Annotated in this window: 14 protein-coding genes; 4 read left to right on the top strand and 10 right to left on the bottom strand. The window is 71.7% G+C overall.

The window, feature by feature from the left end; translation table 11 throughout:
• The 3 genes from C7S10_RS07910 to C7S10_RS07900 all read right to left on the bottom strand — a co-directional run bounded on the left by C7S10_RS07910 (position 1) and on the right by C7S10_RS07900 (position 4,628).
• Positions 1-1,383, bottom strand: a complete 1,383-nt coding sequence (locus tag C7S10_RS07910; RefSeq protein ID WP_108343838.1) for a DUF5719 family protein — start codon at positions 1,381-1,383, stop codon at positions 1-3.
• Complete coding sequence (locus C7S10_RS07905; protein ID WP_108343837.1) at positions 1,376-4,276, bottom strand: glycosyltransferase family 2 protein; 2,901 nt, start codon at positions 4,274-4,276, stop codon at positions 1,376-1,378. Before C7S10_RS07905 ends, C7S10_RS07910 begins: the two co-directional genes overlap by 8 nt.
• A gap of 94 nt (positions 4,277-4,370) precedes the next feature.
• Entirely contained in the window at positions 4,371-4,628 is a 258-nt protein-coding gene (locus C7S10_RS07900) for a WhiB family transcriptional regulator (protein ID WP_108343836.1), read from the bottom strand.
• 177 nt (positions 4,629-4,805) lie between these two features.
• On the opposite strand from C7S10_RS07900, the gene cofD reads away from it, so the two are divergent.
• The 3 genes from cofD to C7S10_RS07885 all read left to right on the top strand — a co-directional run bounded on the left by cofD (position 4,806) and on the right by C7S10_RS07885 (position 7,561).
• Positions 4,806-5,804 (top strand): 2-phospho-L-lactate transferase, encoded by a 999-nt coding sequence (gene cofD / locus C7S10_RS07895; RefSeq protein WP_108343835.1) that lies wholly within the window; start codon positions 4,806-4,808, stop codon positions 5,802-5,804.
• The gene (gene cofE, locus C7S10_RS07890) at positions 5,801-6,760 is read left to right on the top strand and encodes a coenzyme F420-0:L-glutamate ligase (protein ID WP_108343834.1); all 960 of its coding nucleotides are present in this window, start codon (positions 5,801-5,803) and stop codon (positions 6,758-6,760) included. The genes cofD and cofE overlap by 4 nt, the downstream gene beginning before the upstream one ends.
• Before the next feature lie 63 nt (positions 6,761-6,823).
• The gene (locus C7S10_RS07885; RefSeq protein WP_108343833.1) at positions 6,824-7,561 is read left to right on the top strand and encodes a DUF3105 domain-containing protein; all 738 of its coding nucleotides are present in this window, start codon (positions 6,824-6,826) and stop codon (positions 7,559-7,561) included.
• Positions 7,562-7,579: 18 nt separating this feature from the next.
• Here the strand turns inward: C7S10_RS07885 and C7S10_RS07880 are convergent, their stop codons facing one another.
• Positions 7,580-8,647, bottom strand: a complete 1,068-nt coding sequence (locus C7S10_RS07880; protein ID WP_108343832.1) for a mannose-1-phosphate guanylyltransferase — start codon at positions 8,645-8,647, stop codon at positions 7,580-7,582.
• Positions 8,648-8,670: 23 nt separating this feature from the next.
• Between C7S10_RS07880 and C7S10_RS07875 the strand changes: the two genes are divergently transcribed.
• The gene (locus tag C7S10_RS07875; RefSeq protein ID WP_108344049.1) at positions 8,671-9,387 is read left to right on the top strand and encodes a TIGR03089 family protein; all 717 of its coding nucleotides are present in this window, start codon (positions 8,671-8,673) and stop codon (positions 9,385-9,387) included.
• Here the strand turns inward: C7S10_RS07875 and C7S10_RS07870 are convergent.
• The 6 genes from C7S10_RS07870 to glf all read right to left on the bottom strand — a co-directional run bounded on the left by C7S10_RS07870 (position 9,384) and on the right by glf (position 18,447).
• Positions 9,384-12,107 carry an FG-GAP-like repeat-containing protein gene (locus C7S10_RS07870; RefSeq protein WP_108343831.1) on the bottom strand — a complete coding sequence of 908 codons (2,724 nt, stop codon included), beginning with the start codon at positions 12,105-12,107 and terminating at the stop codon, positions 9,384-9,386. The genes C7S10_RS07875 and C7S10_RS07870 overlap by 4 nt on opposite strands.
• 272 nt (positions 12,108-12,379) lie before the next feature.
• Positions 12,380-13,342 carry a hypothetical protein gene (locus tag C7S10_RS07865; protein WP_108343830.1) on the bottom strand — a complete coding sequence of 321 codons (963 nt, stop codon included), beginning with the start codon at positions 13,340-13,342 and terminating at the stop codon, positions 12,380-12,382.
• 188 nt (positions 13,343-13,530) lie between these two features.
• Entirely contained in the window at positions 13,531-14,322 is a 792-nt protein-coding gene (locus C7S10_RS07860; protein WP_108343829.1) for an ABC transporter ATP-binding protein, read from the bottom strand.
• Positions 14,322-15,239: an ABC transporter permease gene (locus C7S10_RS07855; protein WP_108343828.1), complete on the bottom strand. Its 918-nt coding sequence runs from the start codon at positions 15,237-15,239 to the stop codon at positions 14,322-14,324. Before C7S10_RS07855 ends, C7S10_RS07860 begins: the two co-directional genes overlap by 1 nt.
• The gene (locus C7S10_RS07850) at positions 15,236-17,275 is read right to left on the bottom strand and encodes a glycosyltransferase (RefSeq protein ID WP_108343827.1); all 2,040 of its coding nucleotides are present in this window, start codon (positions 17,273-17,275) and stop codon (positions 15,236-15,238) included. The genes C7S10_RS07855 and C7S10_RS07850 overlap by 4 nt, the downstream gene beginning before the upstream one ends.
• Complete coding sequence (gene glf, locus C7S10_RS07845) at positions 17,272-18,447, bottom strand: UDP-galactopyranose mutase (protein WP_207769282.1); 1,176 nt, start codon at positions 18,445-18,447, stop codon at positions 17,272-17,274. The genes C7S10_RS07850 and glf overlap by 4 nt, the downstream gene beginning before the upstream one ends.
• Positions 18,448-18,487 lie beyond the last annotated feature (40 nt).

Genomic DNA, 18,487 nt, shown 5'->3' with positions numbered 1-18,487 from the left:
TCAGCGCAACGCCGGACGCACGTCCGGCACGCGCCCGTCGACCACCAGCTCCGAGAGCGGCAGCACCGCGAGCCCCGGCGGGCCGACCTCGACGGAAGCGACGGCCCCGGTGCGCTGGATCGTCAGGTCGAGCACCGCGCCCTTGCTTGGCAGCTTGATCCGCGCGGCCTCACCGGGCGTCAGCTCGACCCGCTCGTCGGCGACCTGGTCGCCCTGCGCGTCGGTCACGACGTACGTCGCCACGCCGGCGTTGTCCGCGCCCGCGATCAGCAGCCGCGACGGTCCGCCCGGCAGGGCGAGCGCCGTGCGCGACGCGAGCGGGGCGCCGGCCACGGCGTGCGACAGGTCTCCCCCGGCGAGCGTCCGCAGCGTCGCCGTCACCGGGAGGGTCGCGTCGAGACGCAGCCCGATCACCCCGCGTCCGGCGCGCCCCTCGAGCAGGTCGGTGAGGTCGACGGCCTCGGTCGAGCCGGGCGACACCCGGACCTCCTCCGCGTCGGCCAGCGCGAACTCGCTCTCCTTCGTCACCACCTTGACCTGCACGCGGGCCTCGCTGTCGCCGGGGTTGGCGAGCACGAGGGTGCGGTCGCCCGGCTTGCCGCCCAGCCCGAGGAGGTACGCCGCCGTGCCGGCCTCCGCCTGCGACGGGAGCCAGTCCTCGCTGCGGGCGCCTCGGCCCAGCTCGTCGACCTGGTCGACCACGTCGACACCCAGCCGGCCGCGCGACACGTGCACCTGCAGCGCCAGCTCGTCGCGTGTCGGCACGACCTCGGCGAGGTCGAAGCGCAGCGTCCGGCCGCCGGGCACGGTGACCCCGCGCAGGGCGGGCACGTCGACGGGGCCGTCGGGGCCGAGCACGGTGACGTCGGCGACGGCCGGTCCGCCGTCGGGGTTGGTCACCTCGAGGGTCGAGGAGTGCTCCGGGGCGGCGCCGACCCCGGTGAACCACTGGTCGGGCTGTGGAGCACGGCAGGAGGTGGCCACGCCATCGCCGTACCTCGTCCCGAGAAGGCCGGACGCGAGGTCCTCGGTGGCCTGGACGGCCACCGCGGCCGACTTCCCGACGCGCTTGGTGCCGTCGAGCGCGATCGTGTCCTCGTCGGGCAGACGGGTCGTGACGTCGCCGCTCGCTCCGTCGGCGTCGGCCAGCGAGACGGTCTTGGCGCCGGCCAGCGCGGTCGGACAGACGAGGGTCGTCCGCTCCAGGGCGACGTCGGTGGGCGGGTGGACGGTGGTGGCGTCGTCGACCGGGCGGACGAGGGCCAGCGCCGCGACCGTGAGCAACGGCACCACGATCGCGACGAGCTCGATCGGGCCGAGCCGGCGGCTCAGCGAGCGGGCGGCCGACCGGCGGCCGGGGGTGGGTTCCGGGGTCTCACTCATCGCGTGCCTTCCGCAGCGTCGGGGCGGCCAGCACCAGCACGACCAGGATCGCGAGGCCCTGCACGACGAGCAGCACGACCCGCAACGCCGAGGTGCGGCTCTCCACCCCCGCCGCCTCGAGCGGGCGGTCGACCTTCCAGGCGCGGGTCGAGCGGTCCTCCGCACTCGCCTGCACGAGCCCGGCGGTCGCGTCCAGCCCGGCGGCGACGGTGCCGTCGGCCGGCGAGGGGAGGACGACGTACTCGATGCCGGCGTCACCCAGCGTCTTCGCCACCGCCGACGTGGGGGCCGACACCAGCGCGCGAACCGCGGCGTCGAAGTCGCGGTCGACGTCGGCCAGCGACAGGATCTCGTCCTCGCCGAGCGTGATGCCGTCGCCGCGACGGACGCGGTAGTCCACGCCGTCGTCGACCGAGCCGCGGATCACCAGCACACCGTGCTCGACGCCGAGCTGCGAGCTCTGCTCCATGTAGGCCGGGACGACCGCCTGCTCGGTGCGGGTGAGGGCGTCGTCCTGGTTGACCAGCCACCAGCCGAGGCCGCCGAGCGGCACCACGGCGGCACCGACAGCGAGCAGCGCGGCGACCGCCCGCTGCCACAGCGGGTGTGCGGCGCCGTCGTGCAGGCGGCGCAGGTAGGCCTCCGCGCCCAGCACGGTGGCGATCACGGCCACGCCCTGGAGGATCACCACGAAGAGCCCGAGGCTCGGGCGCGTCTCGGTGGCGGGCAGCGAGAGCCGGACGAGGCCGAGGACGGCGGCGACGATCGCCGCCGCCAGCGCGACCAGCCAGCACACGATGACCGGCACCCGCGTCGAGCGCGGCACCAGCGCCAGCACGGCGAGCACGGCGAGGAGCACGCCGAGCCACCACGGCGCACCGAGGTCGCCGAGCCGGCCGGTCACGAGGCCGAGGAAGTCGACACGGTCGCCGGGCAGCCGGCCCGCCTCGAGCAACAGGCCCGGCGCGGAGCCGGTCGTCACGAGGGGCAGCAGCCACGGCGCGAGCAGCACGGGTACGGCGAGGAGGCCGGCCACCGGCGGGCCCCACACGTCGCGGTCGCGGAGCACGCGGGGCGCGACGAACGCGGCGGCGCCGAGGACGATCGCCGCGACGAGCAGGGCGAACAGCCACACGCCCGGGACGAACGCAGCACCGAGCGCGACCAGCAGCGCGGTCCGCCAGGCGGCGCGCCAGCGACGGTCACGCTCGGGATCGGCGAACCCGAGGGCCGCGAGCGCGGTCCATGGCAGCAGGGCCGCGACCGCGACCGTGCCGAAGCGGCCCTCACCCCAGGCGCCCGAGGTGGCGGGCACCAGGCCGTAGGTCACGGCGCCCCACACGTGCAGCCAGCGCGGCAGGTCACGGGTGTCGACGAGGTGGCCGACGACCCGCAGCAGTCGCCACGCACCCCACGCCCCGAACGGGATCGCGAGCAGCATCAGGGAGGAGATCACCGCTCCCGTGCTGCCGCCGAGGATCGTGGCCAGGGCGGCGAAGGGCAGCACGTAGGCCGGGGCGGGCACGTCGGTGCCGGTGCCGAGTGGGTGCCGCGACTCGACGTGCAGCCGCCACCAGTCGGCGGCGTCGGCGGGGACCTGCGAGAGCGCGCCACCGGTGATCGTGCCGAACGCCGGCCGGGCGGCGACCACGGCGAGCACGACGAACAGCAGCAGGACCATCGCGACGGGGTTGGTGGCGAAGCGCGCCACGATGCCGGAGTCCTGGAGCAGCTCCTCCTCCTCGTCGACGCTCGCGCGGGACCGGCCGGAGGTCGGCGGCGGCGCAGCGTCGGCGAGCTTGGCGGCGCGACGACGCTCGGCGACGTCGGAGGCCTGGTTGGTCGCAGCGGTCGCGAGGTCGGTGAGGAAGTCGAGGCCGTGTCGGTAGGGCAGCCACGCCGGGGCCAGCAGGGAACGTGCGCTCGACGCCTCGCCCCGCCGGCCGGCCCGGGCGCGTCGCCCGGCGAGCACGGCGCGCGGCCGGGAGTAGACCGAGAGCACGGCGGCCAGCTCGTCGAGCGCCTCGCCGACCGAGCGCACGACCAGGAAGCCCAGCACCCGCAGCAGCGAGCCGAGGAACAGCCGGACGACCTGCCACGGCAGCGCCCGTCCCGAGGCGTTGACGAGCATCGTGAACAGTGCGGCCCGCCGCTCCTGGAAGTGTGTGTGGCGTCCGGTCAGTGGCGTGCGGCGTACGCCGCGGTGCGCCGCCTCGGCGTGGAAGACGACGGCCTGCGGGATCACCATCGTGGTGCGGCCGGCCTGCGCGGCGCGCCAGCCGAAGTCGATGTCGTTGCCGAACATCGGGAGCTCGTCGTCGAACCCGCCGAGCTCCTCGAGCACCCGTCGGCGCACGAGCATCCCGGCCGTGTTGACCGCCAGCACCTGCCGCGGCTCGTCGTGCTGGCCCTGGTCGTACTCCCCCCGCTCCAGGCCCGTCTCGCGGTGGCCGGTGCCGGTGATGGTCAGGCCGACCTCGAGCAGCCGGCGCAGCGAGGGCCACTCGCGCAGCTTGGGGCCGAGGACGTCGGCGTCGGGATACTCCTCGATCGCCAGCGTCAGGGCGAGCAGCGCGTCGGGATCGGGGTTGGCGTCGTCGTGGAGCAGCCAGATCCACTCGTCGTCGAGACCGGCCTCCGGGGCCTCGGTCGAGGTCGGCGGCAGCGTCGCGAGCGCCGCCCGGACGGCCTGCGGGAAGGTGGTCGAGCCGTCGAGCGCGTGCACGTTCTCGGCGCCCCAGGCGGCTTCCACGAGCGTGCGGCTCTCGTCGCGGCTGCCCGTGTCGACGGCGACGACGGCGTCGACGGGGCGGTTCTGGGCCGCGACTCCCGCCAGCACCGCGGGCAGCCACCGCTCCCCGTCATGGCTGACGAGCAGGGCGGTGACGGTCACCGGAGCACCCTAGCGAGCAGCGGGTGGGCCCCGAAATGCAGTCGCCCCGGGCCGTGGAGGGCCCGGGGCGCGACTGGTGTTCGGTGCTGTCGGCTCAGACTGCGCGCTTCTTCAGCTTGCGACGCTCCCGCTCGGAGAGGCCGCCCCAGATGCCGAAGCGCTCGTCGTTGCTCAGTGCGGACTCGAGACAGTCGTTGCGGACCTCGCACGTCAGGCAGACCTTCTTGGCCTCACGCGTCGAGCCACCCTTCTCCGGGAAGAAGGCCTCGGGGTCGGTCTGCGCACACAGCGCACGGTCCTGCCAACCCATGTCTTCGGCGTCCGGCTCGAGGAGAAATAGTTCTGCTCTCATGGCTTTCGCCCTTTCGACCCTTGGCTGCTGCAGTGTGAATCGTGCCGATCGAGTGAACAACACTGTGGGAATTACATGCCTGTCGTACCCACGAAGTCAAGCCCGAATCTGGTATGGCCCGAACGGGCCATGGGACGGGCCCGATCGGGCGATGACGCGTAGGGCAGGCTTGGCCGCATGCAGAAGATCACTGTCCTCTCCGGCGGCATGGGCGGCGCCAGGTTCCTGCAGGGCCTGCAGCACGGCATCCGCACCGGCACCCTCCCCGGCGTCTCCCCCGACGCGGAGGTCACCGTGGTCGCCAACACCGCCGACGACCTGTGGATCCACGGGCTCAAGGTCTGCCCCGACCTCGACACCGTCATGTACACCCTCGGCGAGGGCATCGACCTCGAGCGCGGGTGGGGCCGCAGCGACGAGACCTGGAGCGTGAAGCAGGAGCTCGAGGCGTACGGCGTGGAGTCGACGTGGTTCGGGCTCGGTGATCGCGACATCGCGACCCACGTCGTCCGCAGCCAGATGCTCGAGGCCGGCTACCCGCTCTCCGACGTCACGACCGCCCTGTGCCGGCGGTGGCAGCCCGGGGTGCGGCTGCTGCCGATGTCGGACGACCGGGTCGAGACGCACGTGGCGATCGCCGACGAGGCGGAGCCGAGCGGCAAGCGGGTCGTGCACTTCCAGGAGTACTGGGTGCGCCTGCACGCCGAGGTCCCGGCCCTCGCGGTCGTGGTCGTCGGACTGGACCAGTCCGCCCCGGCGCCCGGGGTGCTGGAGGCGATCGCCGATGCCGACCTCGTCGTGCTGCCGCCGTCCAACCCGGTGGTCTCGGTCGGCACCATCCTCGGGGTGCCCGGCATCCGCGACGCGCTGGTCGCGACCGCTGCTCCCGTGGTGGGCCTGTCCCCCATCGTCGGCGACACGCACGTGCGCGGGATGGCCCAGCAGATGCTGACCGCGATCGGCGTCGACGTGACCGCGGCCGCGGTGGGGGTGCACTACGGCGCCCGCTCCGACGGCGGCGTGCTCGACGGCTGGCTGGTCGACACGTCCGACGCACACCACGTGGCCGCCGTCGAGGCCGCCGGCATCGCCTGCGCGGCCGTGCCCCTGATGATGACCGACCACGACGCGACGGCCGCCATGGCCGCCGAGGCGATCCGACTGGTCCGACCGTGACCGAGCTCCGGGTCACGGCCCCCGAGGGCCTGCCCGAGATCACGGTCGACTCCGACCTCGCCGGCCTCGTCGCCGCCGCCACCCAGCTCGTCGACGGCGACGTCGTGGTCGTCACGAGCAAGGTGGTCAGCAAGGCCGAGGGCCGCGTGCGCGTCGGCGACCGGGGCGACGCACTGGCGGAGGAGACCGAGCGGGTCGTCGCCCGCCGGGGTCCCACCGTGATCGTGCGCAACCGCCTGGGGCTGACGATGGCCGCGGCCGGGATCGACGCCTCCAACGTCGAGGTCGGCTCGATCGTGCTGCTCCCCCTCGACCCCGACGCCAGCGCCCGCGCGCTCCGCCGGCGGCTGCACGAGCTGACCGGCGCCACCGTCGGCGTGGTCGTCACCGACACCGCCGGCCGCGCCTGGCGCGAGGGCCAGACCGACATCGCCATCGGTGCCGCCGGGCTGACCGTCGCCGAGGACCACGCCGGCCGGGTCGACGCCTACGGCAACGACCTCGTCGTCACCCTCCCCGCCGTCGCCGACGAGATCGCTGGGGCCGCCGACCTGGTGCGGGGCAAGCTCGGCGGCCGACCGGTCGCCGTAGTGCAGGGGCGCGCCGACCTGGTCCTGCCGCTGTCGGACGACGGACCCGGCGCGCGTTCGCTGACCCGACGCGACGGCGCCGACCTCTTCGGGTACGGCGCCCGCGAGGCCGTCGTCCGGGCGCTGGCCGGCGCCGAGGCAGACCGCGTCGCGTTCGGCGAGCCGGCCGGACCCGGCGAGCTGTGCGAGGCCCTCGACCGGGTGCTGGGCGGCGGTGCGACGTACGACGACGGCGGGATCAGCCTGCCCGCAGACGCGCCGGAGAGCGTCGTCGCCGCCGTGTGCTTCGCGCACGGCTGGCGGCTCGACGGGTGGGAGCCGGGCCGATCCGCCCTCGTTGCGGCTGTCTCACCCGTCACTCCGTAGACTCTGCCCCCGACCCCGCCTGCTCGTCGGGCGCGCCCACCGATCGTGAGAGACCCAACCACCGTGGCCAAGAAGGACAGGACCGACCGTCAGGCGGTCATCGACTCGATCCGCAACAAGCAGAAGGGCGCCGAGAAGCGCCGCGGATTCGCCATCGTCGGCGTCTGCGTCACGATCGCCCTCCTGATCGTCGGTGCCGCGGCCTACCAGCCCATCAAGGACTGGTACGACCTGCGCGCGTTCGACTCCCAGGACCTCGACCAGATCGGGGCCGAGGCGGACGCCTGCGGCGAGATCACGACCAAGAAGGCCACCGGCAACCAGGAGCACGTCGAGCCCGGCACGCCGATCCAGTACGAGGACGCCCCGCCCGCGTTCGGCACCCACTACAACGTGTGGGACGGGATCGAGCGCAAGCTCTACACCGCCTCCGACCGCCCCGACGTCGGCGAGCTCGTGCACAACCTCGAGCACGGCTACACGATCCTCTGGTACGACAAGACCGTCGCCGACAGCGACTCCCAGATGGACGACCTGCGCGGCATCGCCGAGAAGCTGCGCGGCACCGAGAACCTGCGCGACAAGTTCAAGGCCGTGCCGTGGACCTCGGAGGACGGCGAGGCATTCCCCGGCGGCCAGCACGTCGCGATCACCCACTGGTCCGTCGGCGGTGCCGGCGAGACCGACACGAGCAAGCAGGTCGGCGTCTTCCAGTACTGCTCGGCCCCCAGCGGTGCCGCGCTGGAGGAGTTCATGAAGAAGTACCCCTACCTCGACTCCCCCGAGCCGACCGTCGTCTGACCCAGCACCTCCCTCACCTCAGGTGAGGTGGTCGTGGCCGTCCTCCTGGAGGGCGGCCACGATCGATTTCACGTCCTGCGCCCGCTCCAGGGTGGTGACGAGCAGCGCGTCGCCCGTGTCCACGACGACGACGTCGCTCAGCCCGACCACGGCCACGGTCCGGCCGCTGCCCGGCACCACGAGGCCCGAGGCGTCGACGGTCCGCACGAGGCCGGCGTCGCCCAGCACGGTCACGGGCTCGTCGCCCGCCAGCAGGGTCTCGAGCGAGGCGAAGTCGCCGATGTCGTCCCAGCCGAAGCCGCCGGGCACCACGGCCACGCGGCCCGCCGCAGCGGCCGGCTCGGCCACCGCGTGGTCGAGCGCGATCTTCGGCAGCGTCGGCCACACCTCGCCCAGCGTCGCCGGGTCGGCGGCGATGCCGCGCAGCGCGGCCGCGAAGTCGGGGTCCTGCTCGCCGAGGAGGTCGAGCAGCACGCCGGGCCGCATGACGAACATGCCCGCGTTCCAGCGGTAGCCCGCCTCGACGTACGTCGCTGCGACCTGCGCCGAGGGCTTCTCCACGAACTCCAGCACGCCGAGGGCACCGTCCACGTCGTCGACGGCCGGGCCGGGCTTGATGTAGCCGAACCCGGTGGCCGGGTGGGTCGGCTCGATCCCGATCGTCACCAGCCACCCGGCGCGCGCGGCCCGCACCGCGGTCGACACCGCGCGCTGGAACTCCGCGTCGTCGGTGATGACGTGGTCGGCGGCGAACGATCCCATCACGGCGTCGGGGTCGCGCGCCTCGAGCAGGGCGGCGGCCAGGCCGACCGCGGCCATCGAGTCGCGGGCCGACGGCTCGGCGACGACCTGGTCGGCCCCGAGCTCGGGGAGCTGCTCGACGACGGCGTCGCGGTGGGCCTGCCCGGTGACGACGAGCACCCGGTCGGCGGCCAGCGGCGCGAGCCGGTCGCGGGTCGCCTGGATCAGGGTGCGCCCGCTGCCGGTGAGGTCGTGCAGGAACTTCGGGGACGTCCGCCTCGACACGGGCCAGAGGCGGGTGCCGGCGCCGCCGGCGGGGATCACGGCCCAGAAGTGGTCGATCATGGCCGCAACCCTAGGGTGTCGTGGTGACGACGTTCTCCTCAGAGCTGGCCCGGCAGCTGCGCGGCGATGCCGGCCGGCCGTTCATCACCTTCTACGACCACGAGACCGACGAGCGGGTCGAGCTGTCGCTGACCACCTTTGCCAACTGGGTGTCCAAGGCAGCGGGCCTGCTGGTCGAGGAGGCCGACCTCGAGCGCGGGATGCGACTGCGTCTCGACCTGCCCACCCACTGGCTCGGTCCGGTGTTCCTGGCCGCGGCCTGGACCGTCGGCCTCACGGTCACCGACGACGCTGACCCGGACGCCGTGGTCTGCGGACCCGACACCCTGGACGCGTGGGCCGCCCGGGCCGACGACCTGCCGGTGCTCGCCTGCAGCCTGCGCCCCCTGGGCGTGCGGTTCGCCGAGCCGGTCCCCGCCGGCGTGCACGACGTCGGCATCGAGATCTGGACGCAGCCCGACGCCTTCACCGCGTGGGACCCGCCGACCGATGCCGACGAGGCGGTGTCGTTGGGCGACCTCGCCCTGACGCAGGGAGCGCTCATGGAGGCGGCCGCCGCCGGGAGTGTCCTCACCGACGGCGGCCGTCTCTTCTCGGCGACGAACCCGGCTTCCCCACCGGGGATCGTCACCGTCACCGAGCCGCTCGTTCGCGGCGGCTCGCTGGTCCTCGTCCGGCACCTCGCGCCCGAGCGGTCCCAGTCGACGTACGACGAGGAGCGCGCGACGCACCGGATCTAGCCGGCCAGGTTGTAGGCCCCCATCCCCTCGGCCAGGAAGCGCGGCGGAGCCACGCCGGACTTGGTCCCGGAGTAGAGGTAGAGGTAGCCGGTGCTGCTCTGGCGCACGACGTAGTCGCCCGAGCCCTTGGCCTTGATGTCGCTGACCGGGATGACCCAGTCGAACGTCGACAGGTCGCTCGGCAGGCCGTTGCGGGCCACCGTCCGACCGGCCACGGCACGACCGTTGGAGATGCCCGTGCCGGTCCCGGCGAAGACCGAGAGCGAGCCGCCTGACGGGGTGCCGAGCAGGTCGGGGTAGCCGTCGCCGGTGACGTCGCCGACCGCGGTGAGGCCGGCGATGCCGCCGAACCCGCTGCCGATCTGGTTGGGCGAGGCGAGCTGCCCCGCCCCGTTCCCGCGGTAGAGCCACAGGTTGCCGTCGCCGGTGCGGGTGATGACGTCGCCCGACCCGTCCTTGTCCCAGTCGCCGGCGTTGATGATCAGCTCGGCCGTCGGCATGGCGACCCCGGTGTCGATGGGGGCGCCCAGCTCGTAGGTGCCCTTGTTGGCCACCACGACGAGACTGTTGCCCTTGACGCCGAGCAGGTCGGGGGCGGCGTCGCCGACGAGGTTGCCGGCGGCGGTCAGCGAGCGCAGCGAGCGCACGTTGGCGGCCGGGCCGATCGGCAGCGAGTAGGAGCCGTCGCCGCGGGCGAGGTGCACGTAGACCTTGCCCTTCTTGGTGCGCCCGACCAGGTCGCTGCGCCCGTCGCCGTTGAAGTCGGCGGCGGCCAGGCGGTTGTACGCCGCCCAGGACCCCGGCACCGCGGAGCGCCCACCGAACTTGCCGGCGCCGTTGCCGGCGTACAGGTAGACCCGGCCCTTGGTGTCGCGGGCGTAGAGGTCGGCCGAGCCGTCGCCGTTCTGGTCGCCGACCCCGATGAACTGGGTGTAGCTGCCCATGCCCTTGCCGAGCAGGACGCGCGAGAACCCGCCCTTCTTGGTCCCCAGCAGCGCCACCAGGCGTCCCTTGTAGCGCGCGACGAGGTCGTTGCGACCGTCCTTGTTCAGGTCGCCGACGGCCGTCAGCAGGGTGTGGCCCTTGGTCGTCGTGATGACCTTCGAGGTCGCCTTGAACTTGCCGCCGCCCTTGCCGGGACGGATGCGCAGGACGCCCTTCTCGCTGGTGGAGACCAGGTCGGCCACGCCGTCGCCGGTCAGGTCGGGTGAGACCAGCACCTCGGGCCGGTTGGACCAGCCCTTGGAGGAGATGGTGGCGCCCTTGCTGAACGAGGTCAGGCCCCCGGTCGGGACGATGAGCGCCTGGTTGTCGCTGGCGCGACGCACCACGAGGTCGGGGTAGCCACCGCCCACGAGGTTGGACTGCGGGGCCGGGTCGGCGATCTCGAGCGGCGGGGGCGGCGGCGCCGGGGTGGGCACCGCCGGCGCTGCCGCTGCGGCGTACGCCCGGATCGTCGGCAGCTGGGCGTAGAGGTACTTGCCCGGGCACGCGGTCTTGCCGGCGTCGCGGTGGCCGTTGATGGCCTGGAAGGTGGACTTCCCGACCTGCTGGGCCGTCGAGGCGGGGTTGACGCCGTTGAGAGCGAGCTTCCACGCGAACAGCTGGCCGTAGGCCCGGAGCATGACGTCCGGCGGCTGCACGAGGTCGAAGTTGCCGATCGCCGACATCGCGAACGAGTAGTCGTTGTAGCCGAGCGTGTGGGCGCCGACGACGTTCTTGTCGATGCCGCCGTAGCGGCCCTCCCAGATCCGACCGAAGCGGTCGACGAGGAAGTTGTAGCCGATGTCGCTCCAGCCGCGTGACTTCACGTGGTAGGCGTAGATGCTGCGCAGGATGCCGGGGACCTGGGCCTCGGTGTAGTCGTTGGCGTTGACGGTGTGGTGGACGAAGCCGGCGCTCACCGTGCCGTAGCGCAGGTTCTTCGGGTTGCGGATCGACTCGTCGGCACCCCACTGGGCACGGCTGTAGATCGTCGGCATCGCGGGGGTGGTCTTCGCGGCCCGCAGCGAGATGGCTCCCTCCCCGCGCTCCTCGAACTCGTCGTCGTACGACGAGGAGTCGCCGGTGTTCTCCGCGGGCGTCTCGCTCTCCGACTCCTTCGCGGTGCCGGGCTCGACGACGGCGAGCTTGAGGTCGGCCGGGAGCCGGGCGGCGGTCTCGCCGTCGCCGGTCATGGCCGCCTTGACCTGCACGTCGTCGACGTCGCCGATGACCAGCGGGTCGGTGCCGGGGCGGGCGGTCGCCGCCTCCGCACTGTCGGGGTCGGGCCCGTGGTCGTCGTGGTACTGGATCTCGCTCCAGTCGCTCCACTCGTCGCCGGTGCGGGTGCGGACCTGCACCGAGATGGCGTCCTCGCCGATCTCGGTGCCGTGCGCCCACGTCACGCCGACCGCGCCGTAGCCGGAGACCGGCTGCGGGCGACTGGTCAGGTGGGTGGCCGCGATCGACCCGCGCATCAGCGTCGACCCGCCCAGCGAGCGGGCGTCACCGGTCTGCGTGGTGAGGGGCACCTCGGTGACGGTCGACTTCACCGGCTTCGTCGGCACGGTCGCGGAGGCGAGCGAGCCGGCCAGCGCGGGCGAGCCGCTCGGCACCGGGCGGGCGCCGACGATGTCGAGCGACAGCACGCCGGCCGCCGGGGTGAGGACGGCCAGGACCACACCGAGCGCCAGCAGCTGCTGGCAGGCGGTGACGAAACGGGCTTGAACAGGACGCATCAATTGTCTACTCCAGTGCGCGGGGAAGGTCACACGAGAAGCAACTTTCACACCAGTCACACGAGTGCGCTAGGTTTCGTGAGTAACTACAACGCTGTAATTTCCACTCGCCACGCCGATGACTTCGCGAATTGTCAAGTTTTCTACCGAGTCGGCGCGAACCCACCGCCGAGTCGGCGCGAACCCACCGCCGAGTCGGCGCGAACCCACCGCCGAGTCGGCGCGAACCCACCGCCGAGTCGGCGCGAAGTCACTGCCGAGTCGGCGCGAGCTCAGTAGATGATCCGACGACGGCGGCTGGCGAAGGTCTCCCGTGCACGGGCGTAGCCGTCGGCCAGGCGCTCCTGCGCGTCCTGGTCGACCCCGAAGACGTTGCGGTGGTCGAGCTTCTCGATGGCATAGGCACGATTCGTCGCGAGCCAGGCACGGCGTCGGCCGTCGTGCTCGCGATCAGCGTCGGCGGTGTGGCAGCGACGTCCGTCGTACTCGGCGGCGTACATCAGGTCCTCCAGACCCAGGTCGAGGCGGAAGATCTCGACGCCGTCGACCACGATGGGGATCTGGGTGCTGGGCCACGGCAGCCCAGCCCCGTGCCACCGGCGTCGCATCGCCGACTCGCCGAAGGACTCGGAGCCCCCGTCCACGATCGGCGCCAGCTCGCGCAGTTGTACGACGCCACGCTGGCCCTTCAACCGATCGACCGCGGCGACCAGCTCGGCGATCTCGACCCCACCGAGCCGCGCCATCGAGTCCATGCCCGCCAGCGCGACGTCCGGCTTCTGCAGCCGGCCGAGGTCGAGAGCGGTGCGCAGCCTGCTGGTGGCGAGGATGCCGTTCACCTCGACGAGGTCGTCGGCGCGGACGAGACGCTCCCCGCTGATGCACAACCCGTTTCGCAGTCGGCCCTCGTCGCTGGGGCGGAAGAAGGTCACCCGCGGAACCAGCACGTCCTCGTTGGGGGCGAGCGTCATGTCCGCGCCGTGCAGCCAGCCGGCGCAGCGATCGGTGACGAAGCAGCCGGGCGGCATGACCAACGACACGCACGCGGCCCGCAGGCCGACGCTGTCGGGGACCGCTGACGAGACGTAGACCGCACGCAGCGGGCGCCGTACGGCCCGGGACGCCAGGAGTGCGGGGAGCTTGCGGTGCACGCCGGCCGCCCTCGCGTCGCGCAGCGTGAACGGTTCGTCGGGCGGCAGGGGCCACCCCGTCGGCAAGAGGTGCTCGGTCAGCATGGGACGGGCATGCCCGCCGGGCGCGACTACTACCCGGTCACGCGCGACCTGTGGACAACCGCGTTCACGCCGACTCGGCACCGCGTTCACGCCGACTCGGCACCGCGTTCACGCCGACTCGGCACCGCGTTCACGCCGACTCGGCACAGCGTTCACGCCGACTCGGCACCGCGTTCACGCCGACTCGGCTAGATGTCGGCGCCGAGCCCGTCGTCCGAGGTGTACTTGCCGCGGCCCTTGACCTCGTCGTCGTCATCGTCGTCGTACTGCAGGTAGGCAATGCCCTCGTCGACGTCGCCGTCGAAGGCAAGGCGGCCCTTCTCGAGGACGAGGAGGCGGCTGCAGAGGTTGCGTACGGCGCCGGGCGCGTGCGAGACGTAGAACATCGTCACGCCGGACTGCACGATCTCGTCCATGCGCTTCTTGCACTTGCGCTTGAAGGGCCGGTCCCCCACCGCCAGCGCCTCGTCGGCGATGAAGATGTCGGCGTCGACGTTGATGGCGACCGCGAAGCCGAGGCGGGCCTTCATCCCGGAGGAGTAGTAGGCGACCTCGGTGTCGAGGAACTTGTCGAGGTCGGCGAAGTCGACGATCTCGTCGAACTTGCGCAGCGTCTCGGCGCGGGACATGCCCAGGATCGCGGCGTTGAGGAACAGGTTGTCGCGACCGGTGAGCTGCGGGTCGAACCCGGCACCGGTCGCGATCAGGCCGGCGATGCGGCCGCGGGTGAGGACCGAGCCCGAGTCGGGGCGCATGACGCCGCTGACGAGCTTGAGCAGCGTGGACTTGCCCGAGCCGTTGAGGCCCATCAGCCCGATGGCCTCCCCCTCCTTGACGGAGAAGGTGACGTCGTCGACGGCGTTGAACACGTCGTGGGTCTTGCGGCCGCGGGCCTTGGCCAGCGCGAGCTGCTTGAGCGAGCGGTGGTAGGACAGCGTGAAGGACTTGGTGGCGTTGTCCACCTTGATCATGGTCGTCATCAGAGGCGCTCCGGCACCCGCGCCTCGAGGCGGGAGAACAGCCGCTGGGCGAGGACCACGCACACCAGGGCGATCAGCGTCATGACCAGGCCGCGGGTGTAGAGGTCCTCGGGCAGGTGGATGCCCGCGGTGTAGGCGGGGTCGCTCGTCGTGCCGGTCCAGAAGCCCCGCTGGATCAGCAGCACGGCCTCGGCCATCGGGTTGACGAGGTAGTAGGACGCGATGGGCTCGCCGAAACGCTCGTGGACCAGCGTGTAGGGATACATCATCGGCACGCTGAAGTTCACGAACTGGGTGAGCGTCTGGGCCACCTTGCCGAAGTCGCGCATGTAGACGTTGGCGACGCTGAACACGAGCCCGAGCGCGAGCCCGAAGAGCGCCGTGATGGCGAAGCCGAGCACGATCGCCACGAGGCCGGCCGGGTCGGGCGTCCAGCCGAGCAGCACGCACACGAACACGAGGATCGCGACCATCGGCACGGTGTGCCAGGCCGCCACCAGCATCCGCGAGACCGGGAACATCTCGCGGGGCACGGCCAGCTTGGTGATGAGCGAGCGGTTCTGCACCAGCGCCATCGTGCCGCCGTTGAAGGTCTCGGTGAAGAAGTGCACCATCACCATCCCGGCGAACAGGTGCACGGCGAAGTTCTCCATGCCGGCGCCGCGCCCGATCATCACCTGGAACAGGAAGTAGAACAGGCAGAAGCGGATCGCGGGCTGCAGGTAGCTCCACATCCAGCCCAGCGCCGTGCCCTGGTAGCGCGACTGGATGGCGTTGCGCACCAGCATCTTGAGCAGGTAGCGCCGGCGCACCACCTCCGCCAGCCCGGTCGCGGACGGCGGCAGCAACGGCAGCGCCTCGAGCTCCTCGGGCGTGCTGCGACGCCTGATCGGCGCGGGGCTGGGGATGGTGGTCATGACCGGTCGCTCGCCTCAGCGCTCGTCTGCTCGCTGGTCTGGCCGCTCGTCCAGGGCTCGAAGGTCTTGTCCCACGCCTCGGGCGAGGTGATGTCGCCGAGCGCGGCGCGATACTCCGCAGCGAGCCGCGGCCACTCGCGCTGGAAGCGCGCGTGGATCTCCAGCGTGCGCTTCATCAGGTCGCGGAACTTCTCGGGGTCGCGCTCGTAGAGCGCGGCCGAGGTGCCGTCGGGCATCGAGACGACGGCCGAGTCGTAGCGCGCGATGCGGTACCACTTGGCGTCCATGGCCGGGATCTCCGCCTCGGGGTTGCTCTTCGACGTGGGCCGCACCGACCTGAGCTGGCGCAGCGGCATCGTGGCCGCCCGGACCAGCAGGGCGGCGCGGCCGGGCACCCCGGAGTCGTCCTTGCCCTTGCGCGGCGGCTTGTGGCGGCGTACGGCGGGGAAGCTGTCCGGGTCGGCCTGGAGCTGCGCGTCGCTGAACTGCTTGCGGAACGCGTTGACCTCGGCCAGCTTGCCGGCGAGCAGCTCGTGCAGACCGTAGGGGCCGTTGAGCACGTCCTCCATCGCCATCAGCCGCAGCTCGACGGTGGAGTACTGCATCGACACCAGGTGGGCGATCTGGTGGTTGAGGCTCTCGCGCACCATCCGGCCGCCCCGCTCGTAGGCGGAGTGCAGGAGCGCCGCCACGAAGCGGTTGCGCTGGTGGAAGTAGGCCTGCCAGTCGAGGGCGTCGTTCTTGTCGGTCCACGGGATGTGCCACACGGCGGCACCGGGCAGCGAGACCGTCGGGTAGCCGGCGGCCTTGGCGCGCAGGCCGAACTCGGAGTCGTCCCACTTGAGGAACAGCGGCAGGCTGAGGCCGATCTCGTCGAGGACCTGGCGCGGGATCAGGCACATGAACCAGCCGTTGAAGTCGACGTCGATGCGCTTGTGCAGCCAGCGGGTCGAGCGCAGGTTGCGCGCGCTGAAGTCCCAGTCCTGGAACACGCCCGGGGCCGAGAGCCACCAGAAGCGCCACGGCGTGATGACTTCGCCGAAGCTGTGCAGGCGGGTGCGCGCGTAGATGGAGAACATGTGACCGCCCACGATCGTGGGGCGGCGGGCGAGGTCGCCGAAGGTGACCGAGCGGATGATGCCCTCGGGCTCGCAGATGACGTCGTCGTCCATCATCATCGCGTAGGTCGCGGTGCCCTTGCGGACCGACTCGAGCTGCCCGCGCGCGTAGCCACCCGACCCGCCGAGGTTGCCCTGGACGATCACGCGCAGCTTGTCCCCCAGCGCCTCGGCGGCGGCGGGGTAGAACTCGGAGTCCGACATCAGCTGGGTGCCCTGCTCCATCACCATGACCTCGTCGAGGTAGGGACGCAGCTCCGGCGTGGACCCGAGCTGGCCGAGCAGCTTGGCCACGAAGTCGGGGCGGTTCATGGTGGTGATGCACAGGTCGACGGTGCCGTGGGCGGCCCGGTCCTCGGGCACCTCGGCGGTCCACTCCGCCGAGCGGACCACGACGTCCTGCTCGCCGGCCACGACGTCGTACCAGTACCAGCCGCCGTCCACGAAGGGCTTGAGCGGCAGGTCGAAGGTGAACGTCGAGTCGGTGTCGTCACCGGTGGTGACGGTCTCGACGCGCTGCGAGCGGCCGTTGGCCATCGAGCGGTAGACCGTCACGGTCGCGCCGGCACCCTCGATCCGCAGCGTCAGGGTGACGTCGGTGACGATGGTGTAGCGGCGCCAGTACGACGCGGGGAACGCGTTGAAGTAGGAGCCGAACGAGATCCGCGCCTCCGCGGGCAGCGCGAGCGCCTCGCGGTCGAGGATCTGGTCGGGGTGGATACTGACGCCGGTCGAGGTCGACTGGCGCATCTGGGCGCTGTTGATGTTCTGGGCCGCGCGGCTCGAGCCGACCTCGTACTTGTCGGCGTCGAGGACCGCGGCCTCCGGGTCGACGTACAGCCGGAAGACGTCGGTGTCGCCGTCGATCGGCAGGACCTGCCGCTGCAGCAGTCGCGTGGTCGTGGGGCTCGTGGTCATTCGTCCACTCCTCCGCTCGTCAGCGGCGCTCCGTCGGAGAAGTGCGGCTTGAGCTTGTTGTCGAACATCGACAGGGCCGACCCGATGGCCATGTGCATGTCGAGGTACTTGTACGTGCCGAGACGGCCCCCGAAGAGGACCATCGGCTCCTTCTTGGCGAGGTCGCGGTACTTCAGCAGCTTGGCGCGGTCCTCGGCGGTGTTGATCGGGTAGTAGGGCTCGTCGTCGTCCTCGGCGAACCGGCTGTACTCGTGCACCACGATCGACTTGCCGGGCAGGTAGGTGCGCTCGGGGTGGAGGTGCTTGAACTCGAGCACGCGCGTCCACGGCACGTCCTGGTCGTTGGCGTTGACGACGCCGGTGCCCTGGTAGTCGTCGACGTCGACCGTCTCCTGCTCGAGGTCGACGGTGCGCCACGACAGGCGGCCCTCGCAGTTGCCGAAGTACTCGTCGACCGGGCCCGTGTAGACGACCGGGACCTTGCCCTTGAACTCGTCCTGCACGTCGAACCAGTCGGTGTCGACGCGCACCTCGATGTTGGGGTGCTCGGCCATCCGGGTCAGCCACGCCGTGTAGCCGTCGACCGGGAGGCCCTCGTAGGTGTCGTTGAAGTAGCGGTTGTCGTAGGTGTAGCGGACCGGGAGGCGCGTGATGATGTCGGCGCTCAGCTCGGTGGGGTCGGTCTGCCACTGCTTGGCGGTGTAGCCCTTGATGAACGCCTCGTAGAGGGGGCGCCCGATCAGGCTGATCGCCTTCTCCTCGAGGTTGGTGGCGTCCGCGGTGGCGATCTCGCTGGACTGCTCGGCGATCAGCTCGCGCGCCTCGTCGGGGGTGTGGGCCTTGCCGAAGAACTGGTTGATCAGGCCCAGGTTCATCGGCAGCGAGTAGACCTGGCCCTGGTACTTGCCGAAGACCCGGTGCTGGTAGCTCGTGAAGTCGGTGAACCTCCGCACGTAGTCCCAGACCCGCTTGTTGGAGGTGTGGAAGAGGTGGGTGCCGTACTTGTGCACCTCGATCCCGGTCTCCTCGTCGATCTCGCTGTAGGCGTTGCCACCGAGGTGGTAGCGACGCTCGAGGACGAGGACGTTGAGGCCGAGCTCGGATGCACAGCGTTCGGCGATGGTGAGGCCGAAGAAGCCGGATCCGACGACGACGAGGTCGGGGTTCGACAAGGGGAGGACTCCTGAGGTGTGGACGTGCCCGAAAGTCAGG

Origin of the sequence: Nocardioides currus, assembly GCF_003057875.1 — a bacterium.
Lineage (GTDB): Bacteria > Actinomycetota > Actinomycetes > Propionibacteriales > Nocardioidaceae > Nocardioides > Nocardioides currus.
Note: the sequence above shows the minus strand (reverse complement) of the source record. Positions and strands in the feature narration are given on the sequence as shown.

Bases quoted from the DNA above. Each gene is read 5' to 3' on its own strand.
- C7S10_RS07900 (WP_108343836.1), bottom strand. From the start codon at position 4,628: ATGAGAGCAGAACTATTTCTCCTCGAGCCGGACGCCGAAGACATGGGT.
- C7S10_RS07865 (WP_108343830.1), bottom strand. From the start codon at position 13,342: ATGCTGACCGAGCACCTCTTGCCGACGGGGTGGCCCCTGCCGCCCGAC.
- C7S10_RS07860 (WP_108343829.1), bottom strand. From the start codon at position 14,322: ATGACGACCATGATCAAGGTGGACAACGCCACCAAGTCCTTCACGCTG.
- C7S10_RS07855 (WP_108343828.1), bottom strand. From the start codon at position 15,239: ATGACCACCATCCCCAGCCCCGCGCCGATCAGGCGTCGCAGCACGCCC.
- C7S10_RS07850 (WP_108343827.1), bottom strand. From the start codon at position 17,275: ATGACCACGAGCCCCACGACCACGCGACTGCTGCAGCGGCAGGTCCTG.
- C7S10_RS07880 (WP_108343832.1), bottom strand. From the start codon at position 8,647: ATGATCGACCACTTCTGGGCCGTGATCCCCGCCGGCGGCGCCGGCACC.
- C7S10_RS07870 (WP_108343831.1), bottom strand. From the start codon at position 12,107: ATGCGTCCTGTTCAAGCCCGTTTCGTCACCGCCTGCCAGCAGCTGCTG.
- cofD (WP_108343835.1), top strand. From the start codon at position 4,806: ATGCAGAAGATCACTGTCCTCTCCGGCGGCATGGGCGGCGCCAGGTTC.
- C7S10_RS07910 (WP_108343838.1), bottom strand. From the start codon at position 1,383: ATGAGTGAGACCCCGGAACCCACCCCCGGCCGCCGGTCGGCCGCCCGC.